General features: G+C 35.3%; 19 protein-coding genes. 12 read left to right on the top strand and 7 right to left on the bottom strand.

What is annotated here, in order from left to right; all coding sequences use genetic code 11:
* Positions 1-17: 17 nt before the first annotated feature.
* The 6 genes from G7A72_RS09925 to G7A72_RS09900 all read left to right on the top strand — a co-directional run bounded on the left by G7A72_RS09925 (position 18) and on the right by G7A72_RS09900 (position 5,894).
* Positions 18-506, top strand: a complete 489-nt coding sequence (locus G7A72_RS09925) for a hypothetical protein (RefSeq protein WP_165152346.1) — start codon at positions 18-20, stop codon at positions 504-506.
* A gap of 484 nt (positions 507-990) precedes the next feature.
* The gene (locus tag G7A72_RS09920) at positions 991-2,118 is read left to right on the top strand and encodes a hypothetical protein (RefSeq protein WP_165152345.1); all 1,128 of its coding nucleotides are present in this window, start codon (positions 991-993) and stop codon (positions 2,116-2,118) included.
* Positions 2,119-2,199: 81 nt separating this feature from the next.
* A complete protein-coding gene (locus G7A72_RS09915; protein ID WP_165152344.1) occupies positions 2,200-3,123 on the top strand; it encodes a hypothetical protein in 924 nt (307 codons plus the stop codon).
* Positions 3,113-4,669: a phosphatase PAP2 family protein gene (locus tag G7A72_RS09910; protein ID WP_165152343.1), complete on the top strand. Its 1,557-nt coding sequence runs from the start codon at positions 3,113-3,115 to the stop codon at positions 4,667-4,669. Before G7A72_RS09915 ends, G7A72_RS09910 begins: the two co-directional genes overlap by 11 nt.
* A gap of 122 nt (positions 4,670-4,791) precedes the next feature.
* Positions 4,792-5,259: a hypothetical protein gene (locus tag G7A72_RS09905; protein WP_165152342.1), complete on the top strand. Its 468-nt coding sequence runs from the start codon at positions 4,792-4,794 to the stop codon at positions 5,257-5,259.
* Between the two features lie 92 nt (positions 5,260-5,351).
* Entirely contained in the window at positions 5,352-5,894 is a 543-nt protein-coding gene (locus G7A72_RS09900; protein WP_165152341.1) for a GNAT family N-acetyltransferase, read from the top strand.
* A 48-nt stretch (positions 5,895-5,942) separates the two neighbouring features.
* Here the strand turns inward: G7A72_RS09900 and G7A72_RS09895 are convergent, their stop codons facing one another.
* From G7A72_RS09895 to G7A72_RS09865, 7 genes are all read right to left on the bottom strand, one after another.
* Entirely contained in the window at positions 5,943-6,224 is a 282-nt protein-coding gene (locus G7A72_RS09895) for a F0F1 ATP synthase subunit epsilon (RefSeq protein WP_091172385.1), read from the bottom strand.
* A gap of 80 nt (positions 6,225-6,304) precedes the next feature.
* The gene (atpD, locus tag G7A72_RS09890; RefSeq protein ID WP_113636027.1) at positions 6,305-7,816 is read right to left on the bottom strand and encodes a F0F1 ATP synthase subunit beta; all 1,512 of its coding nucleotides are present in this window, start codon (positions 7,814-7,816) and stop codon (positions 6,305-6,307) included.
* Positions 7,817-8,067: 251 nt separating this feature from the next.
* Positions 8,068-9,618 carry an SGNH/GDSL hydrolase family protein gene (locus G7A72_RS09885; RefSeq protein WP_165152340.1) on the bottom strand — a complete coding sequence of 517 codons (1,551 nt, stop codon included), beginning with the start codon at positions 9,616-9,618 and terminating at the stop codon, positions 8,068-8,070.
* Positions 9,619-9,647: 29 nt separating this feature from the next.
* Positions 9,648-12,407 (bottom strand): TonB-dependent receptor domain-containing protein, encoded by a 2,760-nt coding sequence (locus G7A72_RS09880; protein ID WP_165152339.1) that lies wholly within the window; start codon positions 12,405-12,407, stop codon positions 9,648-9,650.
* A 377-nt stretch (positions 12,408-12,784) separates the two neighbouring features.
* Positions 12,785-14,632: a glutamine--fructose-6-phosphate transaminase (isomerizing) gene (gene glmS / locus G7A72_RS09875; protein ID WP_165152338.1), complete on the bottom strand. Its 1,848-nt coding sequence runs from the start codon at positions 14,630-14,632 to the stop codon at positions 12,785-12,787.
* Between the two features lie 9 nt (positions 14,633-14,641).
* Positions 14,642-16,303, bottom strand: a complete 1,662-nt coding sequence (locus G7A72_RS09870; RefSeq protein ID WP_165152337.1) for a DUF4270 domain-containing protein — start codon at positions 16,301-16,303, stop codon at positions 14,642-14,644.
* Positions 16,304-16,323: 20 nt separating this feature from the next.
* Positions 16,324-17,130, bottom strand: coding sequence for a glycogen/starch synthase (locus tag G7A72_RS09865; RefSeq protein WP_113664584.1), 807 nt, complete (start codon positions 17,128-17,130; stop codon positions 16,324-16,326).
* Between the two features lie 108 nt (positions 17,131-17,238).
* Between G7A72_RS09865 and panC the strand changes: the two genes are divergently transcribed.
* The 6 genes from panC to serS all read left to right on the top strand — a co-directional run bounded on the left by panC (position 17,239) and on the right by serS (position 23,773).
* The gene (gene panC, locus G7A72_RS09860; protein ID WP_165152336.1) at positions 17,239-18,087 is read left to right on the top strand and encodes a pantoate--beta-alanine ligase; all 849 of its coding nucleotides are present in this window, start codon (positions 17,239-17,241) and stop codon (positions 18,085-18,087) included.
* Between the two features lie 14 nt (positions 18,088-18,101).
* A complete protein-coding gene (gene panD / locus G7A72_RS09855) occupies positions 18,102-18,452 on the top strand; it encodes an aspartate 1-decarboxylase (RefSeq protein ID WP_113636013.1) in 351 nt (116 codons plus the stop codon).
* Between the two features lie 224 nt (positions 18,453-18,676).
* Positions 18,677-19,825: an alpha/beta hydrolase-fold protein gene (locus G7A72_RS09850; RefSeq protein ID WP_165152335.1), complete on the top strand. Its 1,149-nt coding sequence runs from the start codon at positions 18,677-18,679 to the stop codon at positions 19,823-19,825.
* Positions 19,825-21,186, top strand: coding sequence for a DNA repair protein RadA (gene radA, locus G7A72_RS09845; protein ID WP_165152334.1), 1,362 nt, complete (start codon positions 19,825-19,827; stop codon positions 21,184-21,186). Before G7A72_RS09850 ends, radA begins: the two co-directional genes overlap by 1 nt.
* A 438-nt stretch (positions 21,187-21,624) precedes the next feature.
* Positions 21,625-22,164, top strand: coding sequence for a DUF4375 domain-containing protein (locus G7A72_RS09840; protein WP_165152333.1), 540 nt, complete (start codon positions 21,625-21,627; stop codon positions 22,162-22,164).
* Between the two features lie 337 nt (positions 22,165-22,501).
* Positions 22,502-23,773: a serine--tRNA ligase gene (gene serS / locus G7A72_RS09835; RefSeq protein ID WP_165152332.1), complete on the top strand. Its 1,272-nt coding sequence runs from the start codon at positions 22,502-22,504 to the stop codon at positions 23,771-23,773.
* Positions 23,774-23,827 lie beyond the last annotated feature (54 nt).

Genomic DNA, 23,827 nt, shown 5'->3' with positions numbered 1-23,827 from the left:
CGTTGTTCTACAACGCGATGGGATACTATCTTATGTTTGCTTATCAAGAAGAGCAAGCGTGGGTATCTTCTATGGAAAAAAAACACGATTCAGAGTTTCAAGTTATCCAATTAAACGCCACGTTATACTCATTTATCGAAGACACTGACTTTGAGTATGTGAATGAAGATGTGGTTATCAACAACAAGAGTTATCACATTTTCAAGAAAAGAATTCAAAACAACATACTTAGCTTATATTACCTGCGTAATTCACATCAAGATGCAATAAGCCAGGATTTAAAAGACATTGTTGACAATCAATTATTCAACGGATCCTCATCAAAAGAGTCTCCTGTCAAAAAACTACTAAAATCTTTCCTAAAAGATTATGTAGCAAATAGTGCTGTTTGCGTAGATTTTTCTCCAAAAACAACTGTACTTTCAAGTGAAGCTGTCATTATGCCAAACCAGGCGTTAGATTCAGGATACATTTCAGTATCGTATTCACCACCCGATTTCGTTTAAATCTTCTTTCATTTTAGTGGAATCACTCGCTTTTATCTGGCATTTGTAAAGTCAAGATAATCATGATTGCTTTTTAGCTAAACCTGTACTTTATTCCATTCTTTTAATAGAAATTATGCCCGTTTAAAATGCAAAATAGTCTTTTGTATTTTCTGAATTCATTTTTTTCGAATGAAATCAAAGGCTTATTTGTATTTCTATTCTGGTATATTTTGTACAACTAGCTTTCAGAATCATGACTTAAATGGATTTACAAATTCAAAAATGGACTTGTAAAAAAGTTCTTTATTTCAAAGAAAACCTTTAATCTATCCATTTCGCCTTGTAAATCCAAAGAAAGTATTTGGCGAAAGCCAACAGTAAATCTTGTTTTTAAGCGACACTAACAATCAAACAACCATTATTATTTTTGACACCGACCTTCTTTTAGGAAGAAGTTGTTGTTAACCTATTTATACAATTAACCATTCTAAAAAACCAAAACTTGAAAAATTTATCCGTTATACAATCCGTTTATATTTTTATCCTATTTCTTACAATTGCTTTTACCACCCAAAATATATCAGCACAAGGATGTGTCGCTATCAAAGGTAATGCGACAAGTTGCATGTCGATTCATGCTGACAGCACTACTGTTTCAGGATGGCAATTCGCCAGCAGCGGTCGTTATTTTAGATCATTCAGACACTTTTCTGGAACAGAGGAAAACAAAGACAGATTAGTGCAAAAAACAGAAGTTATCAATTACACTTCCGTTTTCAATCTTTCACTAACCAGAATATTAAATAACCGTTGGTCTGTTATGGTGGACCTTCCTATTTCAAATAATGTTCGCTCTTCGTTATACGAACATGGATTAGTAAATGGCACTTACGTAAAAAGAGAGCGTAATTCTACCAGCTCGTTTGGTATTGGCGACATTAGATTTGCAGCTTATAGATGGATGTTAGACCCAGCAAAAAGTACAAAAGGAAACATGCAACTAGGATTAGGGATAAAATTACCAACCGGTGATTACAACTACAAAGATTATTTTTACAATGTAGGTCCAAACGGATCAAAAGAATTGCGTCCGGTAGATCAATCCATTCAGTTAGGAGACGGCGGAACGGGATTTACATTTGAAGTAAATGCATTCTACAACTTCATAGAAAATTTTGGAGTTTACGGTAATTTCTATTACTTAATAAATCCACGTGAACAAAATGGAACTCGTACGTATCGAGAAACATTAGCATCACGATTAGCAAATGAAGCGATAATGAGTGTACCAGATCAATACATGTTTAGAGCTGGTTTTAATTATTCAGTAAATCAGGTAAAAGGATTGTCTATAGCCGCAGGTGCACGATTAGAAGGAATTCCTGTGAACGATCTTGTGGGTGGCAGTGGCGATTTCCGTCGTCCAGGTTATATCTGGTCCGTAGAACCTTCTGTGAACTATGAATATAAAAAAGTTATCCTGTTTGCATCGGTACCGTTTGCAGTGGTTCGTAACCGTACGCAAAGTGTAACCGACAAAGAAAATTCTATAAAAACAGGAACTCATGTTCAGGGTGACGCTGCATTTGCTGATTATACCATTAACATTGGTATATCAACCAGATTTTAAAATTAATAGCAGTAGCAAAATAGAAACAATATATTTTTAAACAGTAAAACACCAAACCATTAACCAAAAACCATTTTTTTGATGAAAAAAATTTATCTGAGTTGCCTGCTGTTGGCACCTTTATTTATAAATGCTCAAACAGAGATTGATGGAATTATGATGAGCAAAAACAATTTTTGTTTTGGAGCTGTATACCAACATAGCAGCTGGGACGAATATTGGGAAGTAACCTTTAAAAGAGAAAATCTTAATCTGGGTACTGTTAGTACAAAATCAGTTACCTTAAATGGAAACTATGGTGTTTCTGATAAATTGAATATCATTTTCAGTCTTCCTTACGCAGAAACAAAAGCTTCTGCTGGAACAATGGAAGGTCAAAAAGGATTGCAGGACGTATCGTTAACCATAAAATATATGCCTTTTGAAAAAACAATTGGAAAAGCCACCTACTCTTTATATGTTTTGGGAGGTCTTTCGGCTCCAGTTTCTGATTATTCAGCTGATTATTTACCCTTAAGTCTTGGTCTAAAAAGCAAGACAGCGTCTTTACGATTGATGGGTGATTATCAGAGAGGTCGTTTTTTCACCACGCTATCTGGAGCGTATGTAAAAAGAGCCAATATAACCATTGACAGAGATTCCTATTATACAGACGAAATACATTACACCAATGAAGTGGATATGCCAGACGCTATTTCTGTAAACTACAGAATAGGATATCGTTCCAATAGATTAATCGCCGAAGCAGTACTTGATAACTGGGTTACGCAATCTGGAGGATTTGACATTACAAAAAACAACATGCCCTTTCCAAGCAATACTATGAATGCATTAAAAGTAGGAGTAAATACTAAATACACGCTCAGAAAAATACCCGCATTATCTATTATTGGAGGATGCAATTTTGTTACACAAGGCAGAAATGTTGGACAATCAAACACCTTTTATGGTGGTTTATTTTATATCCTTAACTTAAAAAAAACAGTACAAGAAAATGAAAAATAAAATACAAAAAATAGCCTATAACAGTCTTTTGGTTTTGTTTCTTACGTTGAACTATTCTTGTAGTGACGAGTTAACAGAACGCAACGAACAATTTCCTCAATTAAATCCGGCTAATACAGATGATTTAGCCGGAACTTGGAAAACATTTCTATTGACTGCCCCGGATGAATTCTCTTTGGATGCGCCAATAGCAACTACCGCAGCTGCATTTACAAGAGAAATTAACGAAATAAAAAGTTATCAGGCAAGTGTAACACCAGAGCAGAAAAAAATAATAAAATACTGGAGTGCCGGAGGTGTTTTACGTTGGAATGAAATCATGCGAACATTAGTGGCAAGACACAATCGTCCGCCATATCAAAACGAAGACGGAACATATCCTGCACCATCTGCAGCAAGTCCATTTGCGAATCCTGAATTTCCTTTTTCAAATCCTCCATACGCAGCCAGAGCTTATGCTTATGTAAGTGCGGCGCAATACGATGCGATGATTGCAACTTGGCATTATAAAAAACTGTACAATAGAGCTGCACCTTTTATGGTTGATGCTACTTTACCGGTTTTAATTCCCAAAAGTACCTTACCTTCTTATCCATCTGAAGACGCTGTTTTAGCAGGAGTTACAGTTGAATTATTAAAATTATTGTTCCCAACAGAAATCGCCTACATACAAGAAAAGGCAGAAGAACAAAAATTATATCGCATTATTAGTGGTGCCAATGTCCGAAGTGATGTTGATGCCGGAATTATTTTAGGCAGAAAAATTGCAGGCAAATTTATCGCCAGAGCAGCTTCTGATGGAACCGGAGCAGCTATTGGTAATCAAGCGTTTTGGACTCAACTGGAAACTCAAACTTCTGCTACCGGAGAAACTCCATGGATATCATTAGATGTACCAGCAAGACCTCCAATGTTACCATTATTTGGAAAAGTAAAATCATTCTTAATGACTCCAGAAATGGTTGTTGCCAGCCGTCCGGTTCCTCCGCCTTCTACAAAATCAGAACAATTTGCAAAAGAATTAGCTGAAGTAAAAAGATATGGACAAAATGCCACCAGAAAAAACATGCAAATCGTTACTTTTTGGGCTGATGGTGTAGGAACTTATACGCCACCCGGACACTGGAATGCAATTGCCTCAGAATCATTTGTAGCACTCAATTATAGTGAAGTACGATGGGCAAGAAATCTTGCTCTATTAAATATTGCTATGATGGATGCGGCTATCAGCTGTTGGGATGCTAAATACACGTACTTTAACCCAAGACCATCACAAGTAGATCCGTCTATTAAAACATTAACAGGAACCCCTAATTTCCCGTCGTATGTGTCAGGACACTCCACATTCAGCGGCGCGGCCTACATAGTTTTATCACATCTAATTCCTGCAAAAGCACAAAGTTTTGTAGCTATGGCAAAAGAAGCTTCGGATTCTAGAATGTTTGGATGCATTCACTACAGAAGCGATTGTGAAAAAGGACTTGAACTAGGCGAAAGAGTAGGTGGTTTTGCTGTAGCAAGAGCTCTTATTGATGGTGCCGAATAACATAAAATAATTAAGTTGATAATTTGTTTTAATGGTTTGTTTTAAAAATTATTTATCAGCTCAAGCCTAACAGACGTTGGAAACCTGTTAGGCTTTTTTATAAAAACTAAAACTACTATACTATGAAAATACTATTTGAAGACTTATATTTTAGATTTAGTCACAAGATGGAGAAACACAGCATCAATATCATGCGTATTTCTCTCGGTGTTGTTTACATCTGGTTTGGTGGATTAAAAATTTTCGGTATGAGTCCCGCCGGCGAATTAGTAGAACAGACCGTTTATTGGTTTGAACCTAAAATATTCATTCCAATTCTTGGTATTTGTGAAGTACTTATAGGTCTTGGTTTACTTATAAAACGGCTCATTCCTTATACCATTGTATTGTTGTTAATGCATATGGCAGCTACATTTTTCCCTATTTTTATTCTAAAAACCATCTGTTTTGATGCTTTTCCTTACTGTCCTACTTTGGCTGGACAATACATTATCAAAAATCTCATCCTGATTTCTGGAGCACTTGTAATTGCATCAAAATATAATGAAAAGTATTATGCCAAAATGAATTTCAAATTAAATAAAAAATAAAATCTAAATGCATTTCAATCAATCAAAGATTTCCTAATTTTATAAGACAGTTAGTGCTATACCATTCATTAATCCGTGATTAATATAATCATATGAAAACTATACATTATAAAAGAGCGTCCACTATAGACGAACTGGAACAAATCAGAACCCTGCAATTACAAAATAACTCTCAAAATATAAGCTCTGAAGAAAAACTTCAAGAAGGATTTGTAACCGTGCAACACTCCGTTGCATTATTAAAACAAATGAATTCCGCTTGCGCACATATTATCGCCAAAGACAATGATATTTTAGTAGGTTTTGCATTAGTAATGCTTTCAAGCTTTAAAAACGAAATTGAAGTTCTAATTCCCATGTTTGAAAGAATCGATGAATTAGTACCAAAAGACAAAACCTATGTTGTTATGGGGCAAATATGCGTAGATAAAAACTATAGAAAACAGGGAATATTCCGTAATCTCTATCAGTTTTATAAAGAAGAATTACAAGACAAATATGAGTATCTCGTAACCGAAATTGCAACTACAAATCCTCGTTCCATGCAGGCTCATGAATCCATTGGCTTTAAAGTCATCTGTATATATGAGGAAGATGGAATCGAGTGGAATATCATCCTTTGGGACTGGACATAAAAAAACCCCGCAAATTGCGAGGCTTTCATTTATATAATCGAAATTACTTTAGTCAACTAAAACAATAACTTTATTGTCTTTCATTTCAATTGTTCCTGAATTGATAGCAAGTGTATAATTTTGAGCATCCAACTTCGTGAATTTACTCGCCACTTCTTTTGCAAAAGCAAAGTTTGATGCTGTAATTTTCACTACACCTTTTTCTAAAATAGAAACAATTGGCGCGTGGTTATTCAAAATTTGAAAGCTTCCATCAACTCCTGGCAGTGTTACCGAAGTTACTTCTGCTGAAAACAATTTTGCTTCTGGTGAAACTATTTCTAATAACATAATTCTTTTTAGTTTAAAGTTTAAAGTTTAAAAGTTTAAAGTTACGAGTGAACCTTAAACTTTAAACTTTTAAACTTATTTTAAGCTTCCGCTAACATTTTTTCTCCAGCTTCGATAGCTTCTTCAATTGTACCTTTAAGGTTAAAAGCTGATTCAGGCAAGTGATCTAATTCACCGTCAATAATCATATTAAATCCTTTGATAGTATCTTTGATATCAACTAAAACTCCTTTTAATCCTGTAAATTGCTCAGCAACGTGGAAAGGTTGAGATAAGAAACGTTGTACACGACGCGCTCTTGAAACGGCTAATTTATCATCTTCTGATAATTCTTCCATACCAAGGATTGCGATGATATCTTGTAATTGTTTGTATTTTTGTAAAATCTCTTTCACTCTTTGTGCACAGTCATAATGCTCATCACCTAAGATTTGAGGAGTAAGGATTCTTGAAGTTGAATCCAATGGATCCACCGCAGGATAAATACCTAACTCAGCAATTTTACGAGACAATACAGTAGTAGCATCAAGGTGAGCAAAAGTTGTAGCCGGAGCCGGATCCGTTAAATCATCCGCAGGAACGTAAACCGCTTGTACAGATGTAATAGAACCTTTGTTTGTAGATGTGATACGTTCTTGCATAGCTCCCATTTCAGTTGCTAATGTCGGTTGGTATCCTACCGCAGATGGCATACGACCTAAAAGAGCCGAAACCTCAGAACCTGCTTGTGTAAAACGGAAGATGTTATCCACGAAGAACAATACATCTTTCCCTTGATCAGTTCCTGCTCCATCACGGAAATATTCAGCGATAGATAATCCAGAAAGTGCCACACGAGCACGAGCTCCTGGAGGCTCATTCATTTGACCGAAAACGAAAGTAGCTTTAGACTCTCTCATTCCTGGTAAATCTACTTTAGATAAATCCCATCCTCCATTTTCCATAGAGTGCATGAATTCATCCCCGTATTTTATAATTCCTGACTCTAACATCTCACGAAGTAAGTCATTCCCTTCACGCGTTCTTTCTCCTACTCCTGCGAATACTGAAAGTCCACCGTGACCTTTTGCAATATTGTTAATTAACTCCTGAATCAATACTGTTTTACCAACTCCAGCACCACCAAACAATCCAATTTTACCCCCTTTTGAGTAAGGCTCAATTAAATCGATTACTTTAATACCTGTGAATAAAACTTCAGAAGAAGTAGATAAATCTTCGAATTTTGGAGCTGCTCTGTGAATTGACATTCCGTTTTCACCTGTTTTTGGCAATTCCGGTAAACCATCAATGGCATCTCCAATTACATTGAACAAACGTCCGTAAACATCGGCACCAATTGGCATTTGGATAGGATTTCCTGTTCCAACTACTTCATAACCTCTACTCAAACCATCTGTTGAGTCCATCGAAATGGTACGTACTGTATTTTCACCAATGTGAGATTGTACTTCAAGCACTAACAAAGTACCGTCTTTTTTTGTGATTTCTAATGAATCATAAATTTTTGGAAGTTCAACATCCTTACCGTTGAAAACTACATCAACTACTGGTCCAATGATCTGGGCAACTTTTCCTATTACTTTCGACATTACTTATGTATTTATTAAATAGCTATTTAGGTTTATGAAATAGTTCCAATCGAAACGTATCGATTAAATGCTTTTTTCAGTGTGCAAAGATAATTTTTTAAAATATAAAATCAATTATTTTTTATAAAAAATGGATATTTTTACTTCCTACCGAAGAAAAGGCTTTAAAACAATCCAATAACAACAATATCCTCAAAAAAATAACCACCTGCATAAGCAGATGGTTATTCGTTATTATTTACTTTTAAATCTTATAAAGTAGCTGGATACAGTATTCGATACAAGCTTACATCTTTATTTTTGAAATTAGCTCCAAACTTTGCATTAATAGCGCCAGTAAACAAATTAGCTATGATAGCATACCCTCTTGGACTTGGATGCACTCCATCTAAAGAGAACATTCCACCCGTTACAAACGCCGAAGTAACTTTGTAGTTATTGTAGATTATACCTCCATTTGCTAACTGATCCGTTACCCCTTTCAATTCAACAAATGCCAAACCTTTTGCATCCGCAACAGATTTTATAGTAGCATTGTAAGCATCTGTAGCAACTTTCACTTCAGCCACTTCAGCTTTGGTTAATACATGTACATCTTGCATTGGATATGTTACGCCAAAAACATTCAATGGCGCAGGAACTCCTGCAGGTGCAGATGCAATAACAGTTTGAGCAGTAAGCACCACAAGATCTTCTTTTGTAGCTTGTCTTGCTTGACCAAAAACTTGACCATAAAAAGCTGCCGTTGGAGCTCCTAAAGTAGGCGTAAACGCAGCAGTTAATTGCGCAGATAGATTAGGTAAACTCTCATCAAGAATTAATAATGGGTTTGACGCAGTTGTAGACAATAATTCTATTCTCGATCCCGCACCAAATGCCGTTAAAGCTTGTTTCAAAGGACCGTATAACTGTGCATTCAAACCTTGTATAGTAGCAGTCCCTACAGCAACATTTCCACGACCTAAGACTGATGCAGTCAATGGATTAAATGGAACAGTTGTAAAATATGGCAAAGCAGTTACATAAGGTAAATTTGCCACAACACCTTTAGCACCTTTGGCCGTCATTGCGTTAACGATGCTGTTATAAGCACCAGCAAACACCGCAGGATCTGTAATATCATTGCTTGCATAAGTCGCAGCATTCATATTACCCGTTTGGTTTCTACCCGAACCTCCTGAAGTAGCATAACCTAATACATCATTTCCACCTATCCATAAAGAGAAAAAAGTAGGATCTTGAGCAACAGCATCAGCTACTACAGATGTTGTAGCCGATGTTGCAAATCTCGCAAAATACGGATTCGCCTGACCTGTAGCTACTCCAGCCACATTTCCATAACCCTGCGCAACTAAATGATAACTTTTTGCACCTGGCACACCTAGATTACTGAATGGACCTGCTAGTTTTGTAGTAACTTCTGTTGATGGTCTTCCTGTAACTAGAGCAGGCGCAACACCATTAAAAAATAAGCGCTGGTTTAAGATTACATTTCCACCAAATAATAAACCACCAACATTGTCAGCCATTAAAGGCGTCTTAAATTCTCCTCCACCCGTTAATGCAAATTGCTGTCCTATAATATTTGCATATGAACCTTTTTGCCCTTCAACAAACAAGGCATTGTCACTAAAACCCGCGGCATAAGAATCTCCTAATGCTACATATTTTGTTACTACTGCCAATCCCGCAGTTAAAGGCTGCCCATCAGATGAGTTAGCGTCAGCTATTACTTCATCTTCATTATTACACGCTACAAATGCCAATGAAGCAAATAGTAGCCATTTGAAATTTTTTATCATTGTTCTTTGATTTTAGTTTTAATAAAGTATTACGGGTTGATTGTCCAAGAAGCAAAATATTGTTGACCAATTAGACCAGCTCCTAATACTTGACCATATTCTTTACCTCCAATATTTGAAGCACCTATTTTTAAAGTTGATTTCAAAGAAGGGAAGTTATAATTTAATTGTGCATCTATAACTGTTGCCGCCTCAATGGTACCATCAGCAAAAGAAGACTGCCACAAATACTCACTGTTCCATCTACCACTCACATTAAATCCAAAATTAGGAAACAATTTTTCGTTACCAATAGATGCTTTTACACGGTGTTTTGGCGTATTAAAACCAGCCTCAAAACTAGGATCTTTAGATTGGTCAAATTTAAATTCAGCATAATTATAGTTTGCACCTATTTCAAAATCTTTGTATACTTTTCTAGACAATCCTATACCGAAACCTAATGATTCTATTTCTAAAGCAGTATTTGTGTACAATTGAAAAACTCTGGTATTTCCGTTTGCAAGTGCATGTATCGCTTGTTGACCCGCTACACTTGTCAGTCCGCCACCATCAACAGCAGTTCCATACAAAGGAGTTACTACATTTAAATTTCCAATAAAATTGTTATATACATTATAATAACCATTTAAATCTACCGAAGTTCTATTGATAAACGAACGATATCCCAATTCAATTGCTTTCACTTCTTCTGGCTTAACTAAACCAACGTTAGTTTTTTGCAACAAAGCTGGATTTCCTGCTGCCGCAAATGCTGCTGCAGAAGTAGCCGTATATGAATTGTTATAAGCATTTGTCCCATTAATTGTTACTGTACTTCCACCAGCAAAACCTTGACCTACTGTTCCATTTATTGGCAAAGTCTCTACAAATCGAGTCAAGTTATCAGGTGCTGACCCTAACAGAATCGCACTTCCAACGTTAAATCCAATGTATTGATCTTGTGTAGACGGGTTTCTAAAACCAGTTTGAAAAGATCCTCTGAAATTATGATTTTTCGCTTGTCCTGCAGAATAAACAGCAGAAACTCTAGGAGAATAATTCCCATCAAAGTTTTGCGCTTTGTCATAACGAAGTGAAGCTGTTAACTTCAAACGATCATCCATCATTTTTTTCATCACCTGTGTGTATGCTCCGTATTCATTATATTTGATAGGACCAGCAGCATCTGTATAAATACGACCAAATGAATTCAACTGATATTCTCTATAAGAACCCCCAACTTGAATTTCAGCAAATTTGATCAAATCTTTAAAATTATAATTGGCATCAGAATGATAAATTCTTGAATTGTCAACCAACTTAGAACCAGTCAAAATACTTGCTTCATTTGTAACTTGGTTAAACGCGTTTTTGAACTCAGGAGTTCCTGGTAAAAATCTTCCAGTATCTGCTTTTGCTCTAGCTGCTCTATGCGCATCTGCTGGCAACATACCACCCAATGATGATTGCGCATATGTCGTACCATAATCTGTAAACCATTGTACATCTGACTTCCATTTACGATTTATATTAATCCCCGTAAACAACATGTCATAAGATTGACCCCCATCCTCTGTAGTTGTATATCCTCTCAAAAAGAAATTCTTTCCTTTAAATTCTAATTTATGCTGTTGCATAAAAAAGTTATTCAAATAATAACGGTTTGCACCTTGATATACCGTATTACCGTAACCAAATTTACTTTGAACAATTACTTCTAATCTTTCGTCACCGAAAGGGCGAATATGTAATGACAGGTCAATTTTTGTGTTTGAAACTTTATTATCAGTTAAGTCCACCTCATTATAACCTGTTCTTGAAACTTTATCGCTAGGTAAAGTAGGCGCACCAATAACTGTTGCCACTTCGTCACCATAAACATTGATTCCGTCATATCCATAATGAGTTCTATCTCTACCCGCTATCGTTTTATCATCATAATTCACAGCATGCCATTCTGTACCTCTCATGTAAGCAAAATTAGCTTTACCTGCAATGTATTTATTGAATGCTTTGGCCATACGAACTCCATAATCTACATAATCATTTGTTCCGGCTGCTTTTTGGCTGGTTTGACCAAACTTAGCATACGCTCTAATACCTTCGCTAGTAAATGGACTTTTACTCGTCATAAACAAAATTCCGTTAAAAGCGTTAGCACCATACAAAGCAGAAGAAGCTCCTGGTAACAACTCTACTGACTGAACATCAATTTCAGAGACACCTATTAAGTTTCCTAATACAAAGTTTAATAATGGCGAAGAGTTATCCATACCGTCTACTAATTGCATAAAACGAGTATTCGCCACAGTTGCAAAACCACGTGTGTTGATCGATTTAAACGACATACTAGAAGTATTCATTTGAACTTCTTTCATGTTTTCTAATCCATCATAAAAAGAAGGTGAGGCTGTTTTTTTAATTTCAGCAATACCCATTCTTTCAATAGTAACTGGCGACTCTAATACGCGCTCTGGCGTTCTTGAAGCAGAAACTACGATTTCATCTAGTTTATTCTCTTCATCCAATAACTTTACTGCAATTTTTTGACTAGCCGAAGAAACTGAAATTTTTTGAGATGTAAACCCGACACTTGAAACCTCAATAACAAAAGGTGGCTTTTTAGAAGATTGTAACGTAAATGAACCGTCAAAATCGGTTATCGTACCCGAAGAGTCTCCAACAATCTTAATGTTGGCTCCAGGAATAGGTTGGTTGTTACTGTCTGTAACAATACCTGAAATTGAGTTTTGAGCGAAAGTTAGGCTACAAAAAAACAATGACAAAAAAAGTAAATACACTCTCATTGGGTTATAATTTGTTGGTTTATGAAGCCAAAGTACAAATATTTTTGATATTAATAAAAAAGTCCCAAATAAATTTCACATTCATCAGTTAATTTGCCCCATTTGCGCTTATTTCGTATTTATAATTAATTATTTAATGTTAAATTTTGTGTTGAAAAAACAGAATATCATTATGCATGCATATAAAAAATGCATTAATCACAAAATAATTATTAATTTTTAGATATTTGATAAAAGTGATAAAAGTACCCAAATTTATAATTTTTTTCACTTTTGGAGACTTTAAAAGCATCTTATAAAATGATAATTTGACGCACAAAAAAAGCCTCGAAAGAAAACTTCCGAGGCTTTGTACTTATAAAGCAGTTAACTACTAATTATTCTACTGTCACTGATTTTGCAAGATTACGAGGCTGATCTACATTGCATCCGCGCATAACAGCAATATGATATGACAACAGTTGCAATGGTATAGTTGTGATCAACGGTGATAATGCATCCGAAGTTTCTGGAATTTCGATAACATAGTCAGCCAATTCACGTACTTGCGTATCTCCCTTGGTTACCACCGCTATAATTTTTCCACTTCTAGATTTTATTTCTTGAATATTACTTACAATTTTATCGTAATGCCCTTGTTTTGGTGCAATCACAACAACAGGCATGTGCTCATCAATTAATGCGATTGGTCCATGTTTCATTTCTGCTGCAGGATATCCTTCGGCATGAATATAGGAAATTTCTTTTAATTTCAAAGCACCCTCAAGAGCCACTGGGAAATTATATCCTCTTCCTAAATATAAACAGTTTGGAGCATCTTTGAAAACTGCTGCAATTTCTTTTGCTCTATCATTTGTCTCTAAAGCCTCTTTTACTTTTTCAGGAATAATTTCTAATTCTTGTAAATACGTATGAAAAACAGAGTTAGACAAAGTTCCTTTGGCTTTAGCCAAACGTAACGCAATCATTGTCAAAACAGTAATTTGTGTTGTAAATGCTTTTGTTGATGCAACTCCTATTTCAGGCCCTGCATGAGTGTAAGCACCAGCATGAGTTTCTCTTGAAATAGAAGAACCTACTACGTTACAAACCCCAAAAACAAATGCGCCGCTTTCTTTAGCCAATTTTATCGCAGCCATTGTATCAGCTGTTTCTCCTGATTGAGAAATTGCAATAACAATATCTTTACTGTTTATAATTGGATTTCTATATCTAAATTCAGAAGCATATTCTACTTCAACAGGGATTCTTGCAAATTCCTCAAAAATATATTCAGCTACTAAACCTGCATGCCATGAGGTACCACAAGCAACAATTATAATTCTTTCCGCATTTAAGAATTTTTCTAAATTATCCTCAACACCTGCCATTTGGATTAAACCTTCATTTGCATGAAGTCTTCCACGATAGGTATCTTTGATAACGCTAGGTTGCTCATAAATTTCTTTAAGCATAAAATGATCGTAACCACCTTTTTCAATTTGCTCCAAATTCATTTGAAGTTCCTGAATAGTAGGATTAACTAAAGAATCATCTTTAATTTTACGAACCTTCATTTGTTTATGCAGTCTAATATTAGCCATTTCACCATCTTCCAAGTAAATAGCATTTGAAGTATATTCAATAAATGGAGATGCATCTGAAGCTATAAAAAACTCTCCTTCACCAACACCTATTGCTAATGGGCTTCCTAAACGAGCAGCAACAATTTCATTTGGTGTTTTTTTATCAAAAACAGCAATCGCATACGCTCCTACTACTTGATTCAAAGCCACCTGAACTGCTTTTCCTAATTTTAAATTATCTTTTTTCTGTACTTCTTCAATAAGATTAATCAGCACTTCGGTATCTGTATCCGAATGAAAAATATATCCTCTTTTGATCAACTCTGCTTTTAAAGGAGCATAATTTTCAATAATTCCGTTGTGTACAATTGCTAAATCTCCTGAATTAGAAATATGTGGGTGCGAATTCACATCATTTGGAACACCGTGCGTAGCCCAACGTGTATGTCCTATTCCAATACTACCATTAGTTGTAATCTCTTTTGAAGCTCTTTCCTCAAGATCAGAAACTTTTCCTTTTGTTTTAGAAACCTTTAGGTTTTCACCATCAAATAACATGACACCAGCACTATCATAGCCTCTATATTCGAGTCTTTTTAATCCTTTAATTACAATAGGATAAGCTTCTCTATATCCAATATATCCAACAATTCCACACATAGTCTTTGTTTAATTAGGTTTTGTATAATAAATTTCAAGTTTTAATCTTTTCGCCTCGGCTACTGTAGATTTTCCGCTGTGTAAAACCGTTCCTAACGGATTCATAACCGAAGCTTTAGGCGCTTGACTAATATTCGCATTTGGAGTTTTTACTTTGTAAGATGCAATTACCCCAATATCTTCAGTAACCACAAGACCTAATTTAACATTAGTTGAATCTTTATTATTGATCAGATTTCGGACATGATTGGTGATTCTGATTTTATAAGTCAATCCCTTTTTACTAGTGGCGTCTTTTTTTATCATACCATCAAAAAATCCTTTTGATTTCTTTGTATCAACACTACTTGATGTTACATCTAAGTAATAATCTGTTATAGGTCGGCTGTTCTTAAAATCATACAAATAGATTCTTTGTGGTTCATAACTAGTAGCCATTGCAGCAGCATCAATATGAAAAACCAAATTAGCTTCATTCACCAATAATTTTTTGCCATCAGCAGGATTTCTTAAATCATCCAACTCATCTGAAATCCCATTCGGACCAGTTAAAACACCATTAGCATCATACCCTTTCAAATCTTTTTTATCAAAAAGATCCAAAACCGCTATAGAACCTTCACCGCCTTTTAAGAATAATTTATCATCCCCTTCGGTTTGGTTTCCGGTATTTGCTAAGGCATCATAAGCACTTCCATTAACACTATAATCATTTTTCAACAAACTAACAGTATTACCTGTCATATTAAGAACTATTGTCTTTTTAACTCTAGTTGTAGCACCACCAGTTGTTGAGGCTAAATCCTCTTTATATGTAATGGTTATTTTACCAGCTTTAAAATTCAACATTGCTAAATTTCCAGCGCTACTTCCTGATTTCTCCATTTTAAAATAAAGTCCTCTGAAGTAATTTTTAAAAACATCATTCGAGGCTAATTTACCTGAATTAACTGCGTCAAGGATTCTTGTTTTAAAATAATCTTTATTCAAATTTAATTGCATTCCCGGCGCTGTATACGTTGTCGTTTTAACACCTGTTACTGTATCGGTAGCGACTACAGGATGCTCAGCCGAATCAAAGAAAAATTCATCATTTTCAGCTTTGTTAGAACTATTATTCAAACGATCTGCAACCTTTAGATTATTGAAATCAGCATCTTGATCAGTGAAATATTTTTGAGCTTGTTGAAATCCTCCAACAGGATCTGCGTCTCTCATAAAATAACCAGATTCATAAACACTTAATTTCATTTTAGCTTTTTCCGGTCCGTAGATGGAATCTAAAACATATACGCGAGTTCCATCAGAATTAACTTTTAATTGTGTGACATCCGTGTAATAAGGAACTGTAAGAACAACACTTTCCACAAATAAATTTGTACTTACTGAGGTAATTAGCGCAGATAAAGTTAACTGAGTATTGAAATTTGCTGTTGTTTCACCAAAATTTGTACTGCTGTAGATCCCCAACGGATTTACTTCAAGATTATTGGATTGTATTGACCCTGTTTTTTGGTTATAACCCAATACACTATAAGTCTGCTTATTAAGATCAAAATTATTATCACCTATTAAATCTCCACCAATTTCATTATAATCTTTATCACAAGAATATAAAAAAACAACACTTACTACTAGAAGAATTTTCTTAAAAAAAGAATTATTGTACATATTTATTAAAAAAGTTTAATTTACAGAACCTCGTTTATATAGAAATTAGTATACGCTTCCGCGAATGCGTCTTTCGGTGCGAAAGGTAAAAAAGGTTTTCCTGAAGATTCTATAAATTTTGTTAAACTTGGAGAGAGGTTTTCTGAAGCAATAATCACAGCATCAGAATGTTTGACACTTGCCTTGATGATATTTTCGTAGTTAGGAACCTCAAGATCTGCTATCGCATCATCCGGAACTCCGTCAAATTTCACTTTATTGATCATTTCTTCGTTCAAAGTCCCTTCAAAAGACTGACTGTAGACTGAAGTAACAATTTTTGTTTCCGAAAATAAAGCTTCATTTTTATAAAAATGTTTCATGTAAATAGGCAACATTGCAGCCATCCATCCATGAACATGAATAATATCAGGAACCCAGTTGAGTTTTTTTACAGTTTCCACAACTCCTTTTGCAAAGAAAATGGCACGTTCATCATTATCAGGATACATCACACCTTCTTCATCGGCAAAAGTGGCTTTCCTTTTGAAATATTCATCATTATCAATAAAGTAAACTTGTATTCTCTCTTTTGGAATAGAAGCCACTTTTATAATTAATGGCATATCCAAGTCATTTACTACCAAATTCATCCCCGAAAGTCTAATTACCTCGTGCAATTGGTGTCTTCTCTCGTTAATATTTCCATACCTTGGCATAAAAATTCTTATCTGTCCTCCTTGATCATTAATCATTTTTGGAACGTCATAAGACATTAAAGAGACCTCGTTTTCAGCGAGATACGGCACCACTTCAGATGATACATATAATATCCTCTTATCTTTCATATTGTAATTTACTTAATTTATTGGCAATAAAAACCATGCAAAATTACAAAAATTTATGCAGTTATTAACTAAAATAGTAAGTTTGCATTTAATTTTAATAATACTGCCATGCATATTTTCTACGGAAAAGCATCTTTAATGGACTATTTGAAACCTATAAAAACCATCCATTCCACTATTGGATTTGTTCCAACTATGGGTGCGTTACATCAAGGTCATTTGGCTTTAATGCAGAAATCATTGCTGGAAAACGACACCACCGTTGTCAGTATTTTTGTAAATCCTACTCAGTTCAACAATCCGGAAGACTTGGCAAAATACCCGAGAACACTAGAGGAAGATGTGAAAAAATTAACCAATCTGAATCCAAATATTATCTTGTATGCGCCTACGGTTGAAGATATTTATGACGGAAAACCGGTTTCGGAACCGTTCGATTTCGACGGATTAGAAAACCAAATGGAAGGCAAATTCAGACCTGGACATTTCAATGGTGTGGGAACCATCGTGAAGCGCCTTTTTGAGATTATTGAACCAACCAACGCTTATTTTGGCGAGAAAGATTTTCAACAACTACAAATCGTGAAAAAGATGGTCGCTAAAAATCACTTAAAAGTGAACGTGATTGGCTGTCCTATTTATAGAGAAGCTAATGATCTTGCCATGAGTTCCAGAAATGAGCGTTTATCCGCGCAGGAAAGAGACGAAGCATCTATTATCTACAAAATTCTAAGCTCTGTAAAAGAGCAATTTTCGAAAAATAGCACCGCTAAAATTTCAGAATGGGTTCAAAAATCATTCGATAACAATCCTCATTTTACTTTAGAATATTTCACCATTGCTGATGAAGCAACGCTTTTGTCGTGCAGTCGAAAAAATAAAAATAAAAAATACCGTGCTTTCATAGCCGTATTAGTCAACAATATACGTTTAATTGACACCATTTCACTAAATTAATTTACTTTTGTAGCATGCAAATTCAAGTATTAAAATCAAAAATTCACCGCGTTAAGGTAACCGGGGCCGATTTAAATTATATCGGATCCATAACTATTGACGAATCATTGTTAGAAGCTTCAAATATTATTGAAGGCGAAAAAGTTTCCATTGTAAACATCAACAATGGAGAACGTTTTGAAACTTATGCCATAAAAGGCGAAAAAAATTCAGGAACCATTACACTCAACGGTCCTGCAGCAAGAAAAGTTCAAAAAGACGATATAATCATTATCATATCCTACGCAACCCTAGAATTTGAAGAAGCTAAAACCTTCAAACCGTGGGTTATTTTCCCAAATGAAAACGACAATTCGTTGACTTAATTTCTGTTCGAATTAAACTAACAAACATTTTCTAGCCACTGATTCTCTGATTTTGCATTTTAAAATCACAGAATCAGTGGCTAATTTTTTAAACACTGATTCCTCCCTTGATATCAAAGCGCAATCTTAACATTTTCCGGTATCCATTTTCAAATAAAAGTAATAATGTTTATATTGCTTGCTCTTATATGGAGTATTCTATACTTTCTAAACCAAACCAATTCATGAAAAAACTAATACTCTTATTACTATTTTCTGTTTCCGTATTTTCACAAAAAACTGTGATTGCTATTGATTCTCAAGTGCTTGGCGAAAGCAGAGAAATTACAATTGGACTCCCACCTTCCTTTGAAAAAAATCCAAATAAAAAATATCCCATTCTCGTTTTATTGGATGGAGACTACCTTTTTGATCCTTTTTACGGCGCTTTAAATTACGGTGTCTATTGGGATGACTTACCGGAAACCATTATCGTTGGCATCAGTCAAAACAAGAACAACGAACGATATGACGACTGCAATTATGACGAAGCTGATGGCGTTCCTTCTGAAAAAGGTGCGAAATTTTTCGAATTCATTGGAGCGGAGTTATTGCCCTACATAGAAAAGAAATATCCTGTTGCTCCTTTCCGCATTATTGCCGGTCATGACACGACTGCTGGTTTTTTGAACTTTTTTCTGTACAAAGACAATCCTATTTTCAATGCCTATATTTCATTGAGTCCAGAACTTGCGCCTGACATGGAAAACCGCATTCCGGAGCAACTTTCAAAACTCAAACAACCTATTTTTTATTATCAGTCAAATGGTGATGGCGATGTAAAAAAACTTCAAACATCAATCAAGCAACTAGACACTAATATAAAACAGGTCACCAATCCGTTACTGAATTACAAGTTTGATAATTTCGCTGGAGCTTCTCATTATTCACTGGTTTTGTATTCGATTCCAAATGCTTTATACCACTTTTTCGACACATACAAACCCATTTCTTCTACTGAATATTCAGAGAAAATTGCTATCCTTCAATCCGGCTATGTGGATTACCTAACTAACAAGTACGAAGTGTTAAATAAAAATTTAGGCTTAAAAATGCTCATTCGCGTCAATGATTTCAAAGCCATTGAAGCTGCAATTCTTAAAAACAAAGCGTATTCAGAATTGGATAAATTAGCGGAAATTGCTAATAAAAATTATCCAAAATCAATGCTTGCCGATTATGAATTAGGTTTAATGTATGAAAAAATGGGTGACATGAAAAAAGCAGCAAAACTATATCAAAATGCTTCTCAATTAGAAGAAATTGGCGACCTTACAAAAAACATGATGATGGAGAAATATGATGATATGATCAGTCAAACACCAAAAAAATAATGTCAAAAGTAAAAACAACTTTTTTTTGCCAAAACTGTGGCGCACAATATGCAAAATGGCAAGGACAATGTAATTCTTGTAAAGAATGGAATACTATTGCCGAAGAAATTATCCAAAAACAAGAAAAAACAGCTTGGAAAAGCGAAACTACTTCCAGCAGTAAAGCACCAAAACCGTTACGAATAAACGAAATTGATTCGGCTCAGGAAATCCGAATGGACACTACTGACAGTGAATTAAACCGCGTGTTGGGTGGCGGAATCGTTCCCGGCTCCTTAATTCTTTTAGGCGGTGAACCTGGCATTGGAAAAAGTACGCTACTACTGCAAATCTCTCTAAAGTTACCGTATAAAACTTTATATGTTTCGGGTGAAGAAAGCCAGAAACAAATAAAAATGCGTGCCGAAAGAATCACGCCCAGCGGAGACAATTGTTATATTCTTACCGAAACCAAAACCCAAAATATCTTCAAGCAAATTGAAGCCATCGAGCCGGAAATCGTGATTATCGATTCCATTCAAACCTTGCACACGGATTATATTGAATCCACTCCAGGAAGTATTTCTCAAATTAGAGAAACCACAGCCGAATTGATCAAATTTGCCAAAGAAACCAATATTCCCGTGATTCTGATTGGTCATATTACCAAAGACGGAAACATTGCAGGACCAAAAATCCTGGAACACATGGTCGACACCGTTTTACAATTTGAAGGCGATAGAAATCACGTGTACCGAATTTTACGTTCGTTAAAAAATCGTTTTGGTTCCACTGCCGAAATTGGTATTTATGAAATGCTCGGCAATGGTTTGCGCGAAGTTTCTAATCCATCCGAAATATTAATTTCGCATAAAGATGAAGAATTATCCGGAACCGCGATTGCCTCAACATTAGAAGGCATGCGCCCGTTGATGATTGAAATCCAGGCCTTGGTAAGCACCGCAGTCTATGGAACACCGCAGCGAAGCACTACAGGTTATAATGCCAAAAGACTCAATATGATTCTGGCCGTTTTAGAAAAAAGAGCAGGTTTTAGGCTTGGTGCCAAAGACGTTTTCCTAAATGTAACCGGAGGAATTTCAGTAGATGATCCAGCGATAGATTTAGCTGTTGTTGCCGCCATTTTATCTTCGAATGAAGACATTGCAGTCAATAAAGATTTTTGTTTTGCAGGCGAAGTGGGACTTTCAGGCGAAATACGTCCGGTAAACCGCGTGGACCAACGCATTCAGGAAGCAGAAAAGTTAGGTTTTTCGACCATTTTTGTATCCAAATACAATAAAATTGCGTTGAAAAATACTGGAATAAAAATTCGATTAGTTGCCAAAATTGAAGATGTGGCGAGTGAACTGTTTGGATGATTCAAGCAGCTATAACCAAAATATTTTAAGCTGTTTTATAAATCTACAGTCACTAAAAATTAGGCATATAAAATAGCTTAAAATATTTAGATTAATCCTTGTTTTAATAGCAGAAACACTATCGATTGACACGATAAATCTTATTATCACTGGCTTTAAAAATTTAAAGCTGACTTGCAATGACACAATAAATTATGCCCAAAGGACCCGAAAAAAAACACCAAAAATAAGGCGGGACAAACCAAGTTGCTAAATCGGAAAAAAGCTAAACTTCAAGAGGATAAAAAAGAAAAAGCAGCACGTTTGAAAACTTTGGTTTCAAAAATGAACTAGAAAAAAATAGGAACGAATATGATAGCATATAAATTGAATTGAATTGTATTTCATTTCTGTTTTTATTTACCCGAAATTTGCAACACATACTCAAATACAAAACAAATGGAATTCGGTAGAATAATTATTTCAGAAACAGCAATGAACAGTGAAAATCTCCAAGATGTGATTCACTCTAATATTTCGGTAATCAACTTAATGCGTGAGGAAGGTGTAAACGATGATTTGATTCACGAAGATGCTATAATGAGTTATTATTTAGATTATTATACCTCACAATATACCGAAGGGAATTTTGCTCAATTTGTATACAATTCGGGTTGGGATAAAGAACTGAACGAATTAATAGAAGAAGGTTTGGCATTGATTGGTGCTGAAAAGCATTTGGAATTGTTTCAGCAACAATCCAAAAAAGTAAAATTAATGAGCAGTGTAAAGTTGAATAAATTCCTGAAAGGGAAACTGGAAGGAGTAAATCCTATCAGAGATTTGCTCAACAACGACACTTTTTTCGAAATTGAAGAAAATCTGGTTACTTTGAATGCTACTTTTTTAAAAACCCATCCCGATTTTGAAGTCCTTTCTGTAGACGACATGTTTGCAACCTTAGAGGAATTTGTGGGGCATGAGATTAAAAGAGAATAGCTAATTATTAGGTGAAATTCATTTTGCATTATTTTTAACCACATAGAAACATAGTTTTTATATATTTTAAAAGTCGTTTCACTTTATTAGAGAAAATTATAGCTATGTGAATCCAAGACCCGAGCGATAGCGAACAGGCGAAGCAATTGGGACTATCCAACTCTTTTTTTCTATGTTTCTATGTGGTTAAAATTTTTAATCCGAAGTAAAAAAAAAGGGCTATTAGCTGTATCAAAAAGGCTTACTGGTTTTCATCAAAACTTTGTCCCGTTTCTATCAAACATTTCCTTAAATTTGCTTCCATTATTATAAAAGTTAGCGTTAAAAAAATCAAGCTATGTTACAAATCGCATTTATTAGAGAGAATCAAGAAAAAGTAATCACCGCTTTGGCAAAGAGAAACATCGATGCTACAAGTGTTGTTGAAGAAGTGGTACAACTGGACGAAAAACGTCGCGCTACACAAGTGGAGTTAGACAACATTTTGTCCGAATCTAATAAATTATCCAAAGATATTGGCGAATTGATGAAAGTAGGTGAGAAATCTAAAGCCGCCATTCTAAAAGAAAAAACTGTTTTAAACAAAGAGAAAAGCAAAGCTTTAGCGGAAACGGCTGATGCACTTGCCGCTGAACTTTTGGAAAAATTATATACATTACCTAATCTTCCAGCTGATATTGTTCCTGTCGGAAAAACACCAGAGGAAAACCTAAACGTTTTTGAGGAAGGTGAAATTCCAGTTTTGCACGAAGGAGCACAACCGCATTGGGAATTGGTGAAAAAATACGACATCATTGATTTTGAACTTGGAGTAAAAATCACTGGCGCAGGATTTCCGGTTTATAAAGGAAAGGGAGCACGATTACAACGTGCCTTGATCAATTATTTCTTGGATAAAAATACGGCAGCGGGTTACAATGAAGTTCAAGTGCCACACATGGTCAACGAAGCTTCGGCTTACGGAACGGGACAATTGCCAGACAAAGAAGGGCAAATGTACCATGATAAAACAGATGATTTGTACTTAATTCCAACTGCTGAGGTTCCAGTAACGAATTTGTTTCGTGACGTGATCTTAAACGAAAATGAATTACCAATTTTAACTACGGCTTACACGCCTTGTTTCCGTCGTGAAGCGGGTTCTTATGGTGCGCATGTACGTGGATTGAACCGTTTGCATCAATTTGACAAAGTAGAAATCGTTCGTGTAGAACATCCGGATAAATCATACGAAGCATTGGACGGAATGGTAGAACACGTGAAAAGTATTTTACAAGAATTGAAATTACCATATAGAATATTACGTCTTTGTGGTGGTGATATGGGATTCACATCGGCTTTGACATATGATTTCGAAGTATTTTCTACCGCGCAAGATCGTTGGTTAGAAATTAGTTCGGTTTCTAATTTTGAGACTTTTCAAGCAAATCGTTTGAAATTGCGTTTCAAAGACAAAGACGGAAAAAACCAATTGGCACACACCTTAAACGGAAGTTCATTGGCTTTGCCAAGAGTTTTGGCAGGAATTTTAGAAAATTACCAAACTCCGGAAGGAATCGTAATTCCTGAGGTTTTACGAGCGTATTGCGGATTTGATATTATAAACTAAAAATTTTAACATATAAGTCATGTCAGTTTTTGCAAAGTTTTAAATTTAGAGCAA

The organism is Flavobacterium sp. Sr18 (assembly GCF_011064265.1).
Lineage (GTDB): Bacteria > Bacteroidota > Bacteroidia > Flavobacteriales > Flavobacteriaceae > Flavobacterium > Flavobacterium petrolei.
This window is presented reverse-complemented; position numbering and strand designations above follow the sequence as displayed.

Excerpts from the sequence above, each read along its gene's own strand:
- G7A72_RS09925 (WP_165152346.1), top strand. The coding sequence starts at position 18 with ATGGGATACTATCTTATGTTTGCTTATCAAGAAGAGCAAGCGTGGGTA.
- G7A72_RS09915 (WP_165152344.1), top strand. The coding sequence starts at position 2,200 with ATGAAAAAAATTTATCTGAGTTGCCTGCTGTTGGCACCTTTATTTATA.
- G7A72_RS09910 (WP_165152343.1), top strand. The coding sequence starts at position 3,113 with ATGAAAAATAAAATACAAAAAATAGCCTATAACAGTCTTTTGGTTTTG.
- G7A72_RS09905 (WP_165152342.1), top strand. The coding sequence starts at position 4,792 with ATGAAAATACTATTTGAAGACTTATATTTTAGATTTAGTCACAAGATG.
- G7A72_RS09900 (WP_165152341.1), top strand. The coding sequence starts at position 5,352 with ATGAAAACTATACATTATAAAAGAGCGTCCACTATAGACGAACTGGAA.
- G7A72_RS09895 (WP_091172385.1), bottom strand. The coding sequence starts at position 6,224 with ATGTTATTAGAAATAGTTTCACCAGAAGCAAAATTGTTTTCAGCAGAA.
- atpD (WP_113636027.1), bottom strand. The coding sequence starts at position 7,816 with ATGTCGAAAGTAATAGGAAAAGTTGCCCAGATCATTGGACCAGTAGTT.
- G7A72_RS09885 (WP_165152340.1), bottom strand. The coding sequence starts at position 9,618 with ATGATAAAAAATTTCAAATGGCTACTATTTGCTTCATTGGCATTTGTA.
- G7A72_RS09880 (WP_165152339.1), bottom strand. The coding sequence starts at position 12,407 with ATGAGAGTGTATTTACTTTTTTTGTCATTGTTTTTTTGTAGCCTAACT.
- glmS (WP_165152338.1), bottom strand. The coding sequence starts at position 14,632 with ATGTGTGGAATTGTTGGATATATTGGATATAGAGAAGCTTATCCTATT.
- G7A72_RS09870 (WP_165152337.1), bottom strand. The coding sequence starts at position 16,303 with ATGTACAATAATTCTTTTTTTAAGAAAATTCTTCTAGTAGTAAGTGTT.
- G7A72_RS09865 (WP_113664584.1), bottom strand. The coding sequence starts at position 17,130 with ATGAAAGATAAGAGGATATTATATGTATCATCTGAAGTGGTGCCGTAT.
- panC (WP_165152336.1), top strand. The coding sequence starts at position 17,239 with ATGCATATTTTCTACGGAAAAGCATCTTTAATGGACTATTTGAAACCT.
- panD (WP_113636013.1), top strand. The coding sequence starts at position 18,102 with ATGCAAATTCAAGTATTAAAATCAAAAATTCACCGCGTTAAGGTAACC.
- G7A72_RS09850 (WP_165152335.1), top strand. The coding sequence starts at position 18,677 with ATGAAAAAACTAATACTCTTATTACTATTTTCTGTTTCCGTATTTTCA.
- radA (WP_165152334.1), top strand. The coding sequence starts at position 19,825 with ATGTCAAAAGTAAAAACAACTTTTTTTTGCCAAAACTGTGGCGCACAA.
- G7A72_RS09840 (WP_165152333.1), top strand. The coding sequence starts at position 21,625 with ATGGAATTCGGTAGAATAATTATTTCAGAAACAGCAATGAACAGTGAA.
- serS (WP_165152332.1), top strand. The coding sequence starts at position 22,502 with ATGTTACAAATCGCATTTATTAGAGAGAATCAAGAAAAAGTAATCACC.